Origin of the sequence: Phaeodactylibacter luteus (assembly GCF_007993045.1) — a bacterium.
GTDB classification, from domain to species: domain Bacteria; phylum Bacteroidota; class Bacteroidia; order Chitinophagales; family Saprospiraceae; genus Phaeodactylibacter; species Phaeodactylibacter luteus.
The window spans coordinates 102,470-118,564 of sequence record NZ_VOOR01000008.1; the positions used below are offsets into that span (position 1 = coordinate 102,470).

General features: G+C 54.7%; 14 protein-coding genes. 10 read left to right on the top strand and 4 right to left on the bottom strand.

The genetic code is table 11. The annotated features are described in order from the left end of the window. The first annotated feature begins 14 nt into the window (after positions 1-14). A complete protein-coding gene (gene nadD, locus FRY97_RS05725) occupies positions 15-596 on the top strand; it encodes a nicotinate (nicotinamide) nucleotide adenylyltransferase (RefSeq protein ID WP_147166479.1) in 582 nt (193 codons plus the stop codon). 484 nt (positions 597-1,080) lie between these two features. Here nadD and trxA read toward each other — a convergent pair whose 3' ends face one another. Further along, positions 1,081-1,854, bottom strand: a complete 774-nt coding sequence (gene trxA, locus FRY97_RS05730) for a thioredoxin (protein ID WP_147166480.1) — start codon at positions 1,852-1,854, stop codon at positions 1,081-1,083. Positions 1,855-1,981: 127 nt separating this feature from the next. On the opposite strand from trxA, the gene FRY97_RS05735 reads away from it, so the two are divergent. Continuing rightward, complete coding sequence (locus FRY97_RS05735; RefSeq protein ID WP_147166481.1) at positions 1,982-2,590, top strand: hypothetical protein; 609 nt, start codon at positions 1,982-1,984, stop codon at positions 2,588-2,590. A 29-nt stretch (positions 2,591-2,619) separates the two neighbouring features. Here FRY97_RS05735 and FRY97_RS05740 read toward each other — a convergent pair whose 3' ends face one another. Beyond that, positions 2,620-3,534: a hypothetical protein gene (locus FRY97_RS05740; protein WP_147166482.1), complete on the bottom strand. Its 915-nt coding sequence runs from the start codon at positions 3,532-3,534 to the stop codon at positions 2,620-2,622. 411 nt (positions 3,535-3,945) lie between these two features. Between FRY97_RS05740 and truA the strand changes: the two genes are divergently transcribed. The 5 genes from truA (at position 3,946) to FRY97_RS05765 (ending at position 9,615) form a co-directional block, all read left to right on the top strand. Beyond that, positions 3,946-4,689, top strand: a complete 744-nt coding sequence (gene truA, locus FRY97_RS05745; protein ID WP_147166483.1) for a tRNA pseudouridine(38-40) synthase TruA — start codon at positions 3,946-3,948, stop codon at positions 4,687-4,689. A gap of 33 nt (positions 4,690-4,722) precedes the next feature. Continuing rightward, complete coding sequence (locus FRY97_RS05750) at positions 4,723-5,283, top strand: hypothetical protein (RefSeq protein ID WP_147166484.1); 561 nt, start codon at positions 4,723-4,725, stop codon at positions 5,281-5,283. Between the two features lie 865 nt (positions 5,284-6,148). Further along, positions 6,149-7,543 (top strand): M20/M25/M40 family metallo-hydrolase, encoded by a 1,395-nt coding sequence (locus tag FRY97_RS05755; RefSeq protein WP_147166485.1) that lies wholly within the window; start codon positions 6,149-6,151, stop codon positions 7,541-7,543. Positions 7,544-7,582: 39 nt separating this feature from the next. After that, on the top strand, positions 7,583-8,134 hold the full coding sequence (gene hpt / locus FRY97_RS05760) for a hypoxanthine phosphoribosyltransferase (RefSeq protein WP_147166486.1): 552 nt from the start codon (positions 7,583-7,585) through the stop codon (positions 8,132-8,134). A 797-nt stretch (positions 8,135-8,931) separates the two neighbouring features. Continuing rightward, positions 8,932-9,615, top strand: a complete 684-nt coding sequence (locus tag FRY97_RS05765; protein WP_147166487.1) for an NAD(P)H-hydrate epimerase — start codon at positions 8,932-8,934, stop codon at positions 9,613-9,615. A gap of 8 nt (positions 9,616-9,623) precedes the next feature. Here FRY97_RS05765 and FRY97_RS05770 read toward each other — a convergent pair whose 3' ends face one another. Further along, positions 9,624-10,880, bottom strand: a complete 1,257-nt coding sequence (locus FRY97_RS05770; RefSeq protein ID WP_147166488.1) for a M16 family metallopeptidase — start codon at positions 10,878-10,880, stop codon at positions 9,624-9,626. A 234-nt stretch (positions 10,881-11,114) separates the two neighbouring features. On the opposite strand from FRY97_RS05770, the gene FRY97_RS05775 reads away from it, so the two are divergent. Then, positions 11,115-11,858: an energy transducer TonB gene (locus FRY97_RS05775; RefSeq protein ID WP_170254519.1), complete on the top strand. Its 744-nt coding sequence runs from the start codon at positions 11,115-11,117 to the stop codon at positions 11,856-11,858. Positions 11,859-11,957: 99 nt separating this feature from the next. After that, on the top strand, positions 11,958-14,099 hold the full coding sequence (scpA, locus tag FRY97_RS05780; RefSeq protein ID WP_147166490.1) for a methylmalonyl-CoA mutase: 2,142 nt from the start codon (positions 11,958-11,960) through the stop codon (positions 14,097-14,099). A gap of 25 nt (positions 14,100-14,124) precedes the next feature. Here the strand turns inward: scpA and FRY97_RS05785 are convergent, their stop codons facing one another. After that, positions 14,125-14,946, bottom strand: coding sequence for a hypothetical protein (locus FRY97_RS05785; RefSeq protein WP_147166491.1), 822 nt, complete (start codon positions 14,944-14,946; stop codon positions 14,125-14,127). Between the two features lie 313 nt (positions 14,947-15,259). Here FRY97_RS05785 and FRY97_RS05790 point away from each other — a divergent pair, with 313 nt between their 5' ends. After that, entirely contained in the window at positions 15,260-16,027 is a 768-nt protein-coding gene (locus FRY97_RS05790) for a hypothetical protein (RefSeq protein WP_147166492.1), read from the top strand. Positions 16,028-16,095: the final 68 nt, after the last annotated feature.

Sequence of the window (16,095 nt, forward strand, 5' to 3'; positions counted from 1 at the left end):
AATTAGTGAATACTATGCCGGCACTCCAAACCGGGCTCTTCTTTGGTTCCTTCAACCCGGTGCATATCGGGCACCTCATCATCGCCAACTTCATGGCTACCCAAACACCGCTGGACGAAGTGTGGATGGTCGTGTCTCCGCAAAACCCCTTAAAGCCCAAGAAAAGCCTCGCTCGGGATTATGACCGCCTCCACCTTGTACAGATTGCCATTGAAGACAACCCGCAGCTGAGGGCCTCTGATATTGAATTCGGAATGCCCAAGCCTTCTTATACCGTAGACACTCTGGCCTACCTCAAAGAAAAATACCCAAGCCGGGACTTTACGCTGATCATGGGCGGTGACAACCTCGCTACCCTCCATAAATGGAAAAACTTTGAGCACCTCCTCGCTGAGCACCAAATCTTTGTCTACCAAAGGCCTGAGTACAGCTTGGGCGAGCTCTCCGGCCACCCCCATGTCCACCTCTTTGAAGCACCGATGATGCACATCTCTGCGAGCTACATCCGTAATTGCCTTAAGCACGGCCATTCTGTGCGCTACCTGGTGCCCGAGCCTGTCTTCCGGTACCTGGAAAAGACCCCTCTTTACCAGTAGCGATTAGGCTAGATGATATTTTGCCGTTTATCAAATGCTGGCCTCTTTAACCGGCAAAAAAACACAGCCCTCCGCTGGCATGAAGGGCTGTGTTCAAAAACCGATAACACTAAATATCCCCAGTAGATGCCGGGTATCCGCCGAGCTAATGGGGTGCAGTATGAAAAGATGTCCACTACAGGGCTATGCCCTGTTAGTGAATGGCTCATTTTGATGGGGCAAATCTACAGCAGCACAGGCGTTGGCACCATGACATTTGTCACTGAGCGCTATTTTTTCTTTCTCCCTATCGGGGATCCGCACAACAAGAAGCCCGTACCAAAAACTAATGGCACGGGCCCTCCCTCACGGGAGCAAGGAACAGTTTTTTGTGGTCTTCAAGCCAAATCCGATCACTAAAACTGCTGTGGATCAATACGTTTTACCGTGGATGGCTAACAGCCATACGCCAAAAGTGTTTACCGGAGCCCATCAGCACTTCGTGCTAATACAAAGCCATATCAAAACGCCGGCGGTAATGCTTCGTCAGTGGGGCATCAGCGCCCCAAGCATGGAATAAGGCAATAGCGGCCCGCCTCGGCAAGTCATTGGCATAAGCCTTGTCCGCCATCACGGCCTGTATAACCTGTTTTATAGCCTCCTCATTCTGTTCTGCCCTCAGTGCGTTTTGTGCCTGCAGCAGCGCCTGCCCCGCAGCGCTCGGATCCGGGGCGTGCTGCATCAGCTCAGCCAAAGCCCGCACCGTTTCTACCTGATCGTGGAGCGGGCTGCCCATAGGGATGGGCGCCAACAGTGCCAATGCCCTTTCTGGGCTAGGCACTACGACGGCCATGGCCAAAGCGAGCCGGGCATCTTGCATATCCGGATATTGAGCTACAAAAGCTTCCAGCTCGGAGAGGGCCCCCGCTTCGCCCAAGCGGTCCAAAATATGCCCCAACACCTCCTTACGAGCATCGGGCAGGGTATTCGCCAGCCATTCCTGAATCTGAGGGCGGGACAAAGCGCCAGCAAATTCGCCTATGACTTCACCACGGTAAAACATTTTTACATTAGGGATACTACGGATCTGGTACTGTGCAGCCAGCTGCTGCTCTTCCTCTGTATTCAATTTCACCAGGTCCCACCGGTCCTGCTCTTCGCTAGCCAGCTGTTCTATCACAGGGCCAAGGACACGGCAGGGGCCGCACCAGGGCGCCCAAAAGTCGACCACTACAGGGCGTTCATAACTTCGGCCGATCACATCTTTTTGAAAGTCCATAGCTAAATTTGATTTGGAAAGCGCAAAAAAATGTACTCCGCATAGGGGAGCACCACTTATTAATACATCATGGTATTACAATAGGTTCGCCCCCTGCCAGGGTGGCGGATGGCTAAAACCAACCGATATGATGTACAAAATTTTGCTCTTTTGGCTGCTGTTCACCCTACTTGGGCTCAGCCCTGCCCATGCCCAGCACGATGCGCTTTTTGACGATGTAAACACCCTTGGCGGCTTTGGCGGCCCCATACTGGAGTTCAGCAGTATCAACGGCCAGCTCGTAGCAGATGTAGGCGGGGGCGGAGCCATTATGCTTGACGAATTTTTCATAGGCGGTTATGGCATGGGCACCGGCTACCCGGAGGCCAAGATACAGCGCAACATAGATGGCGAAATCCTTGAGATAGACTACGGGCTGGAGTTTAGGCACGGCGGGCTTTGGTTTGGGTATGTCCAGCAGATTCAGCGCAAAGCTCATCTTTATACCAGCCTGAAAACCGGATGGGGCAGTGCCACCCTCCAACACGAACAGTACGGCCTTCCAAAAGACCGGCTGTTGGTGCTCACGCCGGAGGTGGGCGTTGAGGTCAATATGACCTCCTTTTTTAAGTTGGGGCTGACCGGCGGCTACCGGATCGTCACCGGCGCCAATGCCCTTCCCGGGCTTGGCAACCGGGATTTCAGCAGCCCTACAGGCACACTGACTTTCCGCTTTGGCGGCTTTGGCCATTATTAGGCCCGATGCGCCTGCAAAGTGCCCAGCCCTTACCTGGCCACTACTACCTTCCCGGCCCCAAGCTGTACGCCATCGGATAGCACCTGCCAAAAGTAAAGCCCCTCGGGCAGCCCCCACACGGAAAAGGAGCACTCCTGCGCGCCACCAGGCAGCAAAGGCTTTTTCAGGGCCACCTGCCCCGACAGGCCGGACAGCACCCAATATGCCGGCCGGCCAGCAGGCAGGGGCTTATTCCAGGCCAGCATAGCCTCAGCCTTGGCCGGGTTGGGGTATACCTGAAACTGCAAAGGCTCCGAAGGGGGGTGCACTGTATGGTTCGGAACACACCCCATAGGGCCTTCATACAGCAGCCCTTCTGACGGATCCGCATAACAGGTCAGTTCGTCCCAAACAAAAGGGTGGCTGATGTAAAACCAAGACGGGCTAAAGCCCAGCCGGCGGTTGGGTATGATGCTCCCAAAGCCTTCATACAGGTCAAAATAGTACGTTGAATTCACCCTGATCAACCTTCGTGGGCCACTCCTTTCTAAGACGGTAAGGGTGAGGGTGTCTGTTTCAAGCCCTGTCCATATACGGGGCACTTCCATCTGCCAAGACTCGCCTGCTTCCTTCGCAAAATCAAGCACAAGCTTGAAAACCTCCGCCTCCCGGTCATAACGGTAGATTTGATGCCCATCCTGATGCACAATAAAGTCGGGAAAGTCATTTGTGCTGGGGGTCACCCCCCAATCCGCTTCCGGGATGATGGTACAATACTTCCCTTGTATGATGGTATCCGATGTTACCGCCGCAGTATAATAAATAGGGTACCCCGGCGGGCAAGGGAAATTGGCAGGGGCGCATTGGATATAATGCCCCCACTCAGCGCCTACAGGAGCAAAGGGGGCCTGAGCTGGCAGGAGAACCGGCAAAGCAAAAGCGATAAAAAACAAACAAGCTTTCATGTCAATATGGATTTTAGGGTAGGCAAAGCAATGGAGCGTTTATGCCCTACCTGATTTTGGCGGGGCCTTGTCTTCAGCGTTTTTTTGGGGGCTCCCCCCGCCTCAAGGCAGGGGGCGCTACGCTCCGGGGCTCGCTATCCGCTCGGCCCTGCGGGCTTATACCCCTGCGCATCGCTAGCCCGTTGCAATTCGCAAAGGCTATAAAAGATTTGCGGTATTGGGGCCTGCCTTTAAGGCTAAACAAAATTAGCTTTGGAAAATACTATTTCTCTGCTACTCCAATTGTACGCCCGCTTACCAAAAGCGCGATCAGTGCGCAAGGGCCACAGCAGCCAAAAGCAGTAAGGGGGCATTGCAACAACCCCGCCGTTGGGGGTGTTACCATCTCGCAAAACATCACGAGCAAGGCCTATGCGATATTTCGCCGAACTGGCTTACAACGGCGCCAACTATTTCGGATGGCAAAATCAGCCCCGTCAGGTTTCTGTACAGCAGACATTAGAAGACGCCCTGAGCACCATCCTCAATACCTCAATTGCGGTGACCGGCTGCGGGCGTACCGATACCGGCGTGCACGCCAAACAGTATTTCCTGCACTTCGACTTTGAGGGGGAATGGCCCCGGGGCTTTCTAAGCCGGATCAATAAGTACCTCCCACCTGATATCGCCATCTACCGTTTCATCCAAGTGCCGGAGGGAGCGCACGCCCGTTTTGACGCCACCCACCGCGCCTATGAGTACCATATCGATTTCCGAAAGAACCCCTTCGCCAAAGGCACTAGGCTCTTCTACCCACACGGCCAGCACCTAGAACATGGGGCGCTGCAAGAAGCAGCAAGCCTGCTGCTGCAGTATGAAGCCTTCCTGCCCTTTTGCAAAACGCATTCGGATGCTAAAACCATGCGGTGCGACCTCCGGCGGGCGGAATGGGCCTTTGCCCCCGACGGGCAGGCAGCCGTTTTCCACATCGCTGCCGACCGGTTCCTCAGGGGCATGGTGCGCCTAATTGTAGGCATGTGCCTGAACGTCGGCCGTGGCAAACTGCCTTTGCAGGATGTGCGGCAGGCTATGGAGCAGCAAGTGCGCTTGCCCAAAAGCCTGAGCGTACCGCCCGACGGCCTTTACCTGACTGACATCCGCTATCCTTATATTTAAACACGCTGACCGCTGCCCAAAAGCCAATCCAACATGAGCTATCCCTCATCATCTCCCCTGCTGCTTGCCCTTTTTGCCCTCATCCTCATCGGCTGCAGCCCGGCACCGCCTACCGAATCCCTGAATGCAGCCCCTTTCTTTGACCTGAAGGGCTTTGTAGAGCAGGAAATAGAGCAGCTGCAAAAACAGCAGCCCCAAGCACGCAAAGAAGTCGCCGTGAACGGGCAGCAGGAAAGCCTGCCCTTCGACAGCCTCAATTATGAAAAAGAACTGCAGGTTTTCATCCGCTCTGATATCAACCGGCCCGCATGGACCGATAAGTACAGAGCGGATACCCTACTGGAGCGCGGCCAAGTACGGGCGCTCTCTTACGAAGCGCTTGTGGAGGGCTTGAAGACCCGCCTTCTGTCCATACAGTTTACAGAAGAAGGGGACGTGAAGGAGATCAAAATACAGAACCGCACGCAGAGCCCAGTGGCAGATGTACGGCAGGACCTGACTTACACACCGGGCAGTGGCTACCGGCTGCTGACCGCACAGTCTACCGCTTTGTCAGAAGAAAAAGAGGTAGAAGTCAGCGTACGGTGGGAATGAACAGTTCAGCTATGGCTGCTGCGCCACTTTGTGTGTGATGTAGCACGCTATTAGGCTCGGGCGCAGTGGGCAAATGGCAAAAAAAAAGAGGCAGCGCTACCACAGCACTACCTCAGCCCTAACCAAATAAAACCAAATTATAATCTTTATGAAGATGGGCAGCTCTGCAGCTGCCGCTTCCTTATCAGTTGATGTTGATACAAAGATAAGTACTTTGTGTAAAAAATACAATTACAAATTCATTAAAAAATGTCGCTCTTGGTTGCGGATGGAAAAACAAACCGTGAGATTTTGTAAAAAAACCGCACAAGCGCTTTTTTCACATCGAAACAACTAGATATTTTAGGGATGCAGCGCCCCCTAGCCGGGAATAAAATTCGGCTACAGCTTTTCATTCCGAATATTCATCCAAATCAGCGTTCTGCGCCTTCTGCTCGAGCAAGGCTAAGCCGGCGGAATAAAAAAACCTCAAAAAAAAATAGCCCTACAGGCGCAAATGGCCGCAGCATGGCCTTTAGCTAGTGGGTTGAGCCGTAATTTTTGGCCATTAAAGCCCACGCACCAGAAAAGGCTTAATCGTGGAAATACGATCAAATGATTCGGCCTAGTCGCACTAGTGCCTTAAGTCATAAATCTCTGATACTTAAGTTGAAGTTATTTTCCGGCTAATCAAGGCGAAGGTTCGCGACTTTAGCCCGAGCTAAAGGAGCGGTTCTTTAACGAAGAGTAGACGGAAAATAACGAAACTTGGGGTGTCAAGGATTTATGGCTTGAGGCACTAGCCTTTTCCCGCAGCCAAAATTGCCCACCGGCAGAATCCTGCTATTTTTGCAACTCGGCCATGTTGGCTCCAAACCTTGAAATTATGCGCTACACCCTGCTTGGCCTCCTGCTTGCCCTATTCTGCCCGCTGGCCCGGGCACAAGAAGCACAAACTGAAGATGCCTTCTTTATCCGCAAACTGTATGATCAGACCCTGACCAACAGCTCCTGCTCCGACTGGCTTCAGTATCTGACTCGGCGCATAGGCGGCCGGCTTTCCGGCACCCCTCAGGCAGCCGCTGCAGTGGAGTACACCTATCAGATGCTAGATACCCTTGGGCTGGACACCGTTTGGCTGCAGCCGGTAATGGTGCCCCACTGGGAAAGGGGGGAGCCCGAACAGGTACGCATTGTCAACTCCTTGAAAATGGGCAGTATCGACCTCAATGCCCTGTCTTTGGGCAATTCTATAGGTACCGGCCCAAGGGGGCTGACCGCTCCTGTCGTAGAAGTGCGCACCCTGGAAGAAGCCGACAGCCTGGGGGAGCAGCTGCGCGGTAAAATCGTCTTTTTCAATACCCCTATGGACCCCACAGAGCTGAATACCTTCAATGCCTACGGCAAAGCAGCCGGGGCGCGGGTATACGGCGCTTCCCGAGCGTCTAAGTACGGGGCTGTCGGCGCTTTGGTCCGTTCGCTCACGACCCGCCTTGATGATATTCCACATACGGGCTCTACAGTTTATACTGAGGATGCCCTGCCCATCCCTGCCCTGGCCATCAGCACTTTGGATGCAGAGCTGCTCAGCCAGCTGTTGAAGGAAGAGCCCGTACGGGTCTACTTGCGCAACACAAGCCGGATGCTAGGGGAAAAGCTATCTTATAATGTCATAGGCGAAATCCGCGGATCGGTGCACCCGGAAGAGATCATATTGGTAGGCGGCCACCTCGACTCTTGGGATGTGGGCACCGGGGCGCATGATGACGGGGCGGGCTGTGTACATGCGATGGAAGTGCTCCGGCAGATCAAGCTGGCTGGCTACCGGCCCAAGCGTACCATCCGCTGCGTGCTGTTTATGAACGAAGAGAATGGGCTGCGCGGCGGGCGTGCCTATTGGGAGTGGTCGGATGCCGGCCAGGAATATCATACCGCTGCCATAGAATCGGACCGGGGCGGCTTCACCCCGCGTGGTTTCACGGTAGACGGCCACGATGAGGTATTTAATGCCAAGTTCAAAAAAGCGATCGAGTGGCTGCCCCTGCTCGAGCCCTATGGGCTATCCTTCCGCAAAGGCGGGAGCGGGGCTGATATATCAGGGCTGAAAAGCCAGAAAGGGCTGCTGTTCGGTTTTGAGCCAGACTCCCAGCGCTATTTCGACTACCACCACACGCCCATAGATGGGCCAGACGTGGTCAACCGGCGGGAGCTGGAGCTGGGCGCAGCCGCTATGCTCAGCCTGGTCTACCTGATTGACAAATATGGGCTGGAGGTGGAATAAGCGGCCTTTCCCTCACCCTTATAAAAAGTAAAATGCACAATGCTAGATTCTGTTCAGCTCCACGACCTGACCTTCACCCCTTACCTCAGCGCCCGGCAGATTCAGGAGCGCGTGCAAGAGCTGGGGCGGCAGATTGCGGAGGACTATGCCGGCAAACGGCCTCTGTTCATCGGCATCCTAAACGGGGCATTCCTTTTCATGGCCGATCTGGCCCGGGCTTGCCCGATTGAGGCCGACTTTGCATTCGTCCGGCTCTCCTCCTACGAAGGCACCTCTTCTACCGGTTCGGTCAAGACTATGATCGGGCTGCGGGAGCCCGTAGAGGGCCGGCATCTGATACTAGTCGAAGACATCATTGATACTGGGCAGACCCTGCATGCCTTCCTGCCCGAGCTGGCCCGGCAGAAGCCCGCATCAGTGAAAGTGGCAGCCCTGCTTTCTAAGCCACAAGCCCGGAAGGTTGCCTTTGAAGCCGAGTATACCGGTTTCGAAATCCCCAATGAATTTGTAGTAGGGTATGGGCTGGACTACAACGAGCTCGGCAGGAACCTGCCTGACATCTACAGCCTGGCGGCAAGTACATTGCCCTAGTGGTCTGTCAAGGCTAAAACTAGGGGTTGCCTGCGGCGACTTTTGAGGCTACTCTTCGTTGGACAACCCCTTACGTAGCGCTGCTATGCGCGGGAACATCCGCCTTGATTAGCCTCAAAATTCGCTCCCACTCAACCCATAAATTAACACTTGACAGACCACTAGTAGATTGAGCCGTAATTTTTGACCATTAAAGGCCGAACACCAGAGAAGGCTTAAGCGTGGAAATACTATCAAATAATCCGGTCTAGCCGCACTAGGGCCCATCAAGCCTAATGAAAACTAACTGGATTTTCGGCATTTATGCTACCGCTGCAAGCAGTGCCTGCTCAAGGCATTGTATTCTTGGCCCTAAACTTCTGGCATAGGGCTTTTTCATCGATGTTGGAGGTTTATAAAAATGCCGAAAGGCCAGCTAAGATTTTGAAGGTATAATAGGCGCATCGGCTATAGCGGGGACCGGCCTAGCGCTGCGCAGGGGTGGCAAGCCCGGTAGGGCCGAGCGGATAGCGAGCCCCGGAGCATAGCGGCACCCTGCCATTAGGCAGGGGCAGGCCCCCTCCCGTTGGGCAGGGGCAGGGAAAAAAGCAATCAGGTTTGCGCCCGTGGGGAGTATATCATGGTTTGCCCCGCCAGATGCCGGCTTGTTATTTGTGATAGGCTGAGCGGGCCTAGTGTTGTGTCCGGTTTGGGCATATGCAAAGGGTATTCGGCCCAAGCCTAGGAAAAGCGGGCGGAATGCCGTAGTATTGCGCACCTTTGTTTTAAGGTTCATTTGCACACCCTTTTATCCGACCATGAGCAGCATACGCGTTTTTCGGGACGAGCTCCCTACCATCTCTCTGGCACAGCGCCAACAGGCATTTGAAGCCCTTCCGAATTATGGCGTTTCTGCGCTGCAGGCATTGGAGAACGCTTCCCGTTGCATGGCTATCTTGGTCAGGGACCGTTTTCTGGATGGGCAGCCTGGGGGCAAACCGCTTACCGTGGTAGCAGGGCCCGGCTTTGCAGGCGAGGTAGCGGCCGGCGCGGCGCGGCGCCTCAGCAATTGGGGCGCGAAGCTTACGATTTATCAAAAAGAGCCTGCCCCTGTCTTGCAGCGATTGGGCTGTACGGTCTTGTCTTTGTCCGACCTCCCACAGGAGCGGCTGGATAGCGAGGCCATCATGGAGGGGATCATAGGGGCGGAGGGCAATGCAACAGGGGAGGAGGAACGGCTTATTGCCTGGCTCAACCGGCAACCCGCCCCAAAAGTCTCGGTAGAGGCGCCTTCCGGGGCCGCTTCAGCCCGTACCAAGGCCCGGGCGACACTAAGCCTTGGCTTGCCATTGGATACCTTGTACGAAGCTCCGGTGCTGGATTTCAGGGGGGAGCTTTACCTCGCAGATATTTCTATTCCAAGCGTGTTGTGGGACACACTGGGCGTTCAGCTGCCTAAGAGCCCGCTGTTTGCGGAATCCGATGTACTGCGCCTGCCTTAGCGCTTCGGTTAGGCGCCCTGCGCTTCCGCTTGCTTAGCCTTATAGAACAGCTCCGAGCAGTTCTCTGCCGTAAAGATGGCCTGTGCAGCCTTATGCAGGTCTTCGCTACTGATCTCCTGATAGAACTGCGCCTCCTGATTGATCAGCTCGGCGTCGCCCAAGAGTTCGAAGAAAGCTAGATTGATGGCTTTGTTCAGTACATTGAGCTCAGAAAAAATCAGGGTGCTTTCTACCTTGTTTTTCAGCTTCTGCAGCTCCCTTTCGGGCACCGGCTCCGCTTTGAGCAGTTCCAGCTCTTTCCAGATGGCGCCTGCACAAGCTTCAAGGGAAACCCCAGGGGCAGGCTTGCCTTCTACGATAAACAAGCCAGGGTCGATGCTGCCCGTCACGTAGCAGTCTATGGCAGTAAACAACTGCTGCTCTTTCAGGAGCCGGCGGTAGAGGCGGGAGGAATCTCCATTGGACAGCACATCAGACAGGAGGTCGGCCACGTAATACTCCCGCTGATAGCGCGAGGGCATGTGGAATGCCAGGTAAAGCGCATCGACAGGGACATTCGCTTCGTTGATCCGCCTTTCCAGTCTTTTTTGGGGGGGCTCCTGAGGCAGCTGCCTGAGGTGTTTGGGCCCTGGGGGGATGTCCCCAAACCACTTTTCTGCGAGCATTCTGACCTGTTCTGCGTTCACATTGCCTGCTACCGCTAATATGGCGTTGTTCGGGCGGTAGTATTTGTAAAAGAAAGCCTTGACGTCTTCCAGCGTAGCATCCTCTACGTGCTTGGGCACTTTGCCGATTGTAGGCCAGCGGTAGGGGTGTACCTTATAGGCCATATCTGCAATATGGTGCCAGACATCCCCATAGGGCTCATCCAGGCATGTTTCTTTAAATTCTTCGATAACGACCTTGCGCTGCACATCCAGCACTTTCTCGTCGAAGTTGAGGGCGAGCATACGGTCAGATTCCAGCCAGAAAGCCGTTTCGAGGTTTTCGGCAGGCAGCAGGTCGTAAAAATTGGTGATGTCGTTGTTGGTGAAGGCATTATTCTCGCCCCCGGCCATTTGTATGGGGGTGTCAAAGTCAGGCACATTGGCTGAACCGCCGAACATCAGGTGCTCGAACAAGTGGGCGAAGCCCGTTTTGTCGGGAGACTCGTCTCGTGCTCCCACGTTGTACAATACATTAACGGCAGCCATGGGCGTGCTATCGTCTTCGTGGACGATGACCCTGAGGCCGTTGCTGAGTTCAAATCGGTCGAATCTAATCACTTGCTCAACGCTTTTGCTGATAGGGCTTGCCTTTGCCCGCATAATACACAAGGAGAGGGGGAAAGTCAAGCTGGCAAATACACCAAAAGGAAACACCTTAGCATCTTTGAAGTTGTATGCCTGCCAAACAGTTGAAGGCTCTGCCCTTCTGAGGCAGGCATGGCGTGCAGTTGCAAAATACGAACCTTTGTTTTTCATCGCACATCGGGCCCGGTGGCACAAAACCAAGCCACCATGAAAAAACGGACAGATATTTCAAGGCTTAGGCGTGATCAGCCTTTATTTTTCAAGGTAGGGCTGATTGTAGCCCTGCTCATTGCCATCTTAGCGTTTCAGTGGACGGTGCCCGGCCATCCGGCAGCCGGCTATCCCCTAGAGCTGAGCCCGGGGGAGCCGGAGATAGAGGTCGTGCGCACACACTTCCCCGAGCCCCGGCGTACAGCCCCTCCCGTCTTTATGCCTTCTGCGGAGGCAGAGCCGCTGGCAGCAGCGCCCCTGCCCGAGCCCGTTTTGCCAGCCGAGCCAGGGCCTGAGCCTTTAGCCTTTGCTGAGCCCTCGCCTGCTGTATGGGCTACCGCGCCCCCTTTGCCGTCGCCACCTGCCCCCGGCAACGAGCCCCCGCCCATCTTTCAGGTCGTGGAAGAAATGCCAGCCTTCGGCCCCTGCCGAGAGCAGGGCCACGGCAAATCAGAACGGCAGGCCTGCAGCGACCGAGCCCTGCTGCAGTACCTTTACAGCCAGATCCGCTACCCGCCGATAGCGAGAGAATCGGCCTTGGAAGGCACGGTGGTGGCCAGGTTTGTCATCGAAAAAGATGGCTCCATCTCTCAGGCAGAGATTATGCGGGACATTGGGGGCGGCTGTGGCAAGGAGGTACTGCGTGTCCTTAATGACATGCCTCAGTGGTCGCCGGGCCTGCAAAGAGGCCGCCCGGTTCGGGTGCAGATGAGCCTGCCGGTGCGCTTCCGTTTGGAATAAGGGCAGGGCAGGGCTAGTCCACCTTTGATTTTTTAAAAGATCACGGCTGTCCTGCCCTGCATTTGCTATATTTGGAGCTACACCAAAATGGACCGCATTATGGCACGCCCTGACTTCAGCCAGATCGCACTCGATTTTGAATTGCTGCGGGATACGCCTTCCAAAGAGGATAGCTGGCAAACCCCCGAACGCATATCTGTTGCCCCGGCACTTACTGCCGAAGATCTACAGGGCGTAACGCATTTGTCTTACGCCGCAGGCCTGCCCCCTTACCTAAGGGGGCCTTACAGTTCTATGTATACGGTGCGCCCTTGGACCATCCGGCAGTATGCTGGCTTTTCTACAGCAGAAGAGAGCAATGCTTTTTACCGCCGCAATCTAGAACAGGGGCAAAAAGGGCTTTCTGTTGCGTTCGACCTAGCCACCCACAGAGGGTACGACTCTGATCACGAGCGTGTATCGGGCGATGTGGGCAAAGCAGGAGTGGCCATAGATACGGTAGAAGACATGAAAGTCCTCTTCGATCAAATCCCTCTAGACAAAATGTCGGTTTCTATGACCATGAATGGGGCTGTCATCCCGGTCATGGCATTTTATATCGTAGCGGCGGAAGAACAGGGCGTAAAGCCAGAACAGCTCAGCGGCACCATCCAAAATGACATCCTGAAGGAGTTTATGGTGCGCAACACTTATATCTATCCGCCCCTGCCCTCTATGCGCATTATCGCGGATATCTTCGAGTACACTGCTCAGCGTATGCCGCGCTTCAATTCCATCAGCATCAGCGGTTACCACATGCACGAGGCTGGGGCTACGGCTGATATCGAGTTGGCTTACACCCTTGGCGATGGCCTGGAGTACATCCGTGCTGGCTTGAAAGCAGGGCTCAAGATCGACGACTTTGCGCCCCGGTTGTCTTTTTTCTGGGGCATAGGTATGAACCACTTTATGGAGATTGCCAAAATGCGGGCGGCCCGTATGCTCTGGGCAAAAATCGTCAAGCAGTTCAACCCGCAGAACCCTAAGTCTATGGCGCTGCGGACCCATTCCCAAACTTCCGGCTGGTCGCTTACTGAGCAGGATCCCTTTAATAATGTAGGGCGTACTACCATTGAGGCCCTTGCTGCGGTGTTGGGCGGCACACAATCCTTGCATACCAATAGCCTGGACGAAGCCATTGCCCTGCCAACCGATTTCTCAGCCAAAATCGCCAGGGATACACAGATCTACTTGCAATCGGAAACGGATGTGACCAAGCTCGTCGACCCTTGGGCCGGTAGTTACTACGTAGAGTACCTAACCCACCATCTCGCTCAGCGGGCTTGGGAGCTGATCGAAGAAGTTGAAGCTTTAGGCGGGATGGCAAAAGCTATTGAAGAGGGCTTGCCGAAGCTTCGTATTGAAGAGGCAGCTGCCCGTAAGCAAGCCCGCATCGATAGCGGCAAAGATCAGATCGTAGGCGTGAACGTATTCCAGCGGGAAGCAGAAGACCCTATCGACATCTTGGAGGTGGACAATACTGCCGTGCGGGATGCTCAGATACGGCGCATCAATGCGGTGAAAGCAGCCCGGGACGAAGCCAAGGCCCAAAAAGCATTGGATGAGCTCTATCAGTGCGCTGCAAAAGGGCAGGGCAATCTGCTCGATAAGGCAGTAGCCGCTGCCCGCGCACGTGCCACCCTCGGGGAAATATCCGCGGCTATGGAGCGGCACTTCGGGCGGTTTGTAGCCCAGACCAAATCCGTATCTGGGGTTTACTCTAGCGAAATCAGCCACAACGAAGAGTTCAAACGGGCAAGGGAGCTGGCCGATGAATTTGCCGCCCTCGAAGGCCGCCGCCCTCGTATTATGGTCGCCAAACTAGGGCAAGACGGGCACGACCGCGGTGCTAAGGTCATCGCGACTAGTTTCGCAGACCTCGGCTTCGATGTAGACATAGGCCCGCTTTTCCAGACCCCAGCCGAGGCAGCAAGGCAGGCTGCCGAAAACGACGTCCACATATTAGGCATTTCCTCTCTGGCCGCTGGCCACAAAACACTTGTGCCAGCCACTCTCAAAGCTCTGGAAGGTCTCGGACGGGAAGATATCATGGTCGTAGTCGGCGGGGTCATCCCGGCTCAGGACTATGCATTCCTGTACGAACAGGGCGTTGCTGGGGTCTTCGGGCCCGGCACAAAAATCGCTAAGGCAGCTGCACAAATCCTCGAAGTACTGATTGACAGCCCGCCCGCTGAAGAATAAGAGCCGGTGTTGCCCTGCCCCGGCATTAACCCGCTTGGGACCAAGCAGCTGCAGCCCGCTGCGGCTCGTAATTCCTGATTTCGCGTACAATGCCATCGTTGGCTTGTGGTGCAAACAGTGACGCCATCCCCTGCCGGTCATCCTGCAGCTCTACATCGAGCTCTCGGGCAAACTGCTTGGCCAGATCACCTACCGCCTGCGCGAAAGGCGCCGGCTTGCCCATGGCCATGAAATAGTCGATCATGCCCGTGCGGATCAATTCGTGCCGGTCCAGCTGCAGCAGCATCTGACGCTGTGTCTGCCCGGCAGGAGAATGGCCTATAGCCAAGAGCTTCTTACGTAGCCCTGCTGCAGAATACCCCATGACCTGAGCGCGGTACTTCCACCAATTGGCGGTTTGCCCGCCATTCCGCTTTTCGTATACCTTGAGGTGCTGCTGTTCTGCCGCTTCCTGACAGGAGAGCATGCTCATCGCCTTTGTCAGTTCTAAGATTTTCAAAATCTGCGCATTTGACCATTGCGCCGCACCGCCTTCTTCCTGCTCCTGATGCAATAGCCATTTGGCATATTTGAGCTTGACTTTGCTTTTGGAATTCAGGGTGATCAGCCGGGCCAGCTCAAGGCTGAGGTAATAGTCCTTGAGCAAATTGGGGCCAACTGCTTTGCGCGGGGCAAAGTCCCGCAGCTTCTCTGGCCTGCGGATGTCATCCCGGAATGCATACACTTCGGTAATCCAGCGCTTCACGTTCGTTGCATAGTGATGGTCGGTGAGCTGCAGCGCCTGATGCAGGCCCGTGGCGGCGACTACCCTTGTCCCTTTCTTGCTGACGTATACCTGAAGTTCCATAAGCTACAATTGGTATTGTGATGCAACAAAAATGCACAAAATGTTTTTTAAAATCAAGTAATAAAACATTTTATGCATAAAACAGGGGGCTGTTTATCAGTTGTTTACCTCCTAACCTGATTTTTAATCATTTGATAAACAGGGGTTTATGTTATTTGATTATAAAAAGGCTGTTTGTATGTTTTTTGATTAAAAAAATGTTTTGCGCTATCTTTATACCCCTGATTGAAATCACCTTGCCGCCCTGATTAAAATCATCAGCTTGCCTCCTATAATGCCGGTACTTTTGGAATACAAAACAATACCGGCCACCATGAAAGCGATACGGACCATACCTTTAGCCTTGCTGCTCGCCGCAGCCATCCTGCTTACCGGGGGGCGCCGCATTGACCTCCGCCCTGCGATGGCACAGTTTGATCAAGCCTTGATACCAGCTATGGATTACGCCATGCAAGGCAATAGCGATCAGGCGAAGAAAGCTGTGTTCTTCCTAGAGCACCGTTGGCAACGTTTGCGGGGGCAACTGCAAGGGCGTTTCCCCGCTGAGGAGCCGCAGCTCTGCCGCATAGACGAATGGCTGGCCGATGCCTATTATGCCATAGATGCCAACTGCCCCTACCTGGCGGCCAATCAAATGGAGCACGCCAAGTACGAGCTCATGGTCCTCAGGGGGCTTTACGATATCCCTTATTACCTCGATGGGCTTTACGATTTCCAGGGTGGCTTGGAAGTGCTTGCAGAGGCCGCCTGCGATGAACAGCTCTGCCTGATGGAATGGGGGGAAGTAGAACACCTCGCCCTTGGGCTGCAGCGCGAGTGGCGGCAGCTGATGCTTGGGCCTGAAGACCCCGCAGTCTATGGCTTTGACAAGGAAGGCCTCGCGCAGCTGCGATTTGAGCAGCGGCAGGTAGCCGAAGCCCTACAAACCTTCCTGCAGGCCACCGCTCAAGGCAGTAGGGCGCATATAGAAGGCCCCGCCCGTCAGCTCCAAGCGGAGTTCATGGATGTCCTCCGAAAGTTCGGGGACTACCGGGGCACGCAGAGCTTTTTTGCCGGGCAAGGCGCCACAGAGGTTTTTTAACCCTTCCTGGCCTGGGAGCCCAAAGCAATACCTTTTTAGCGAAAGCTGATTCACCGCAGCACACAGCT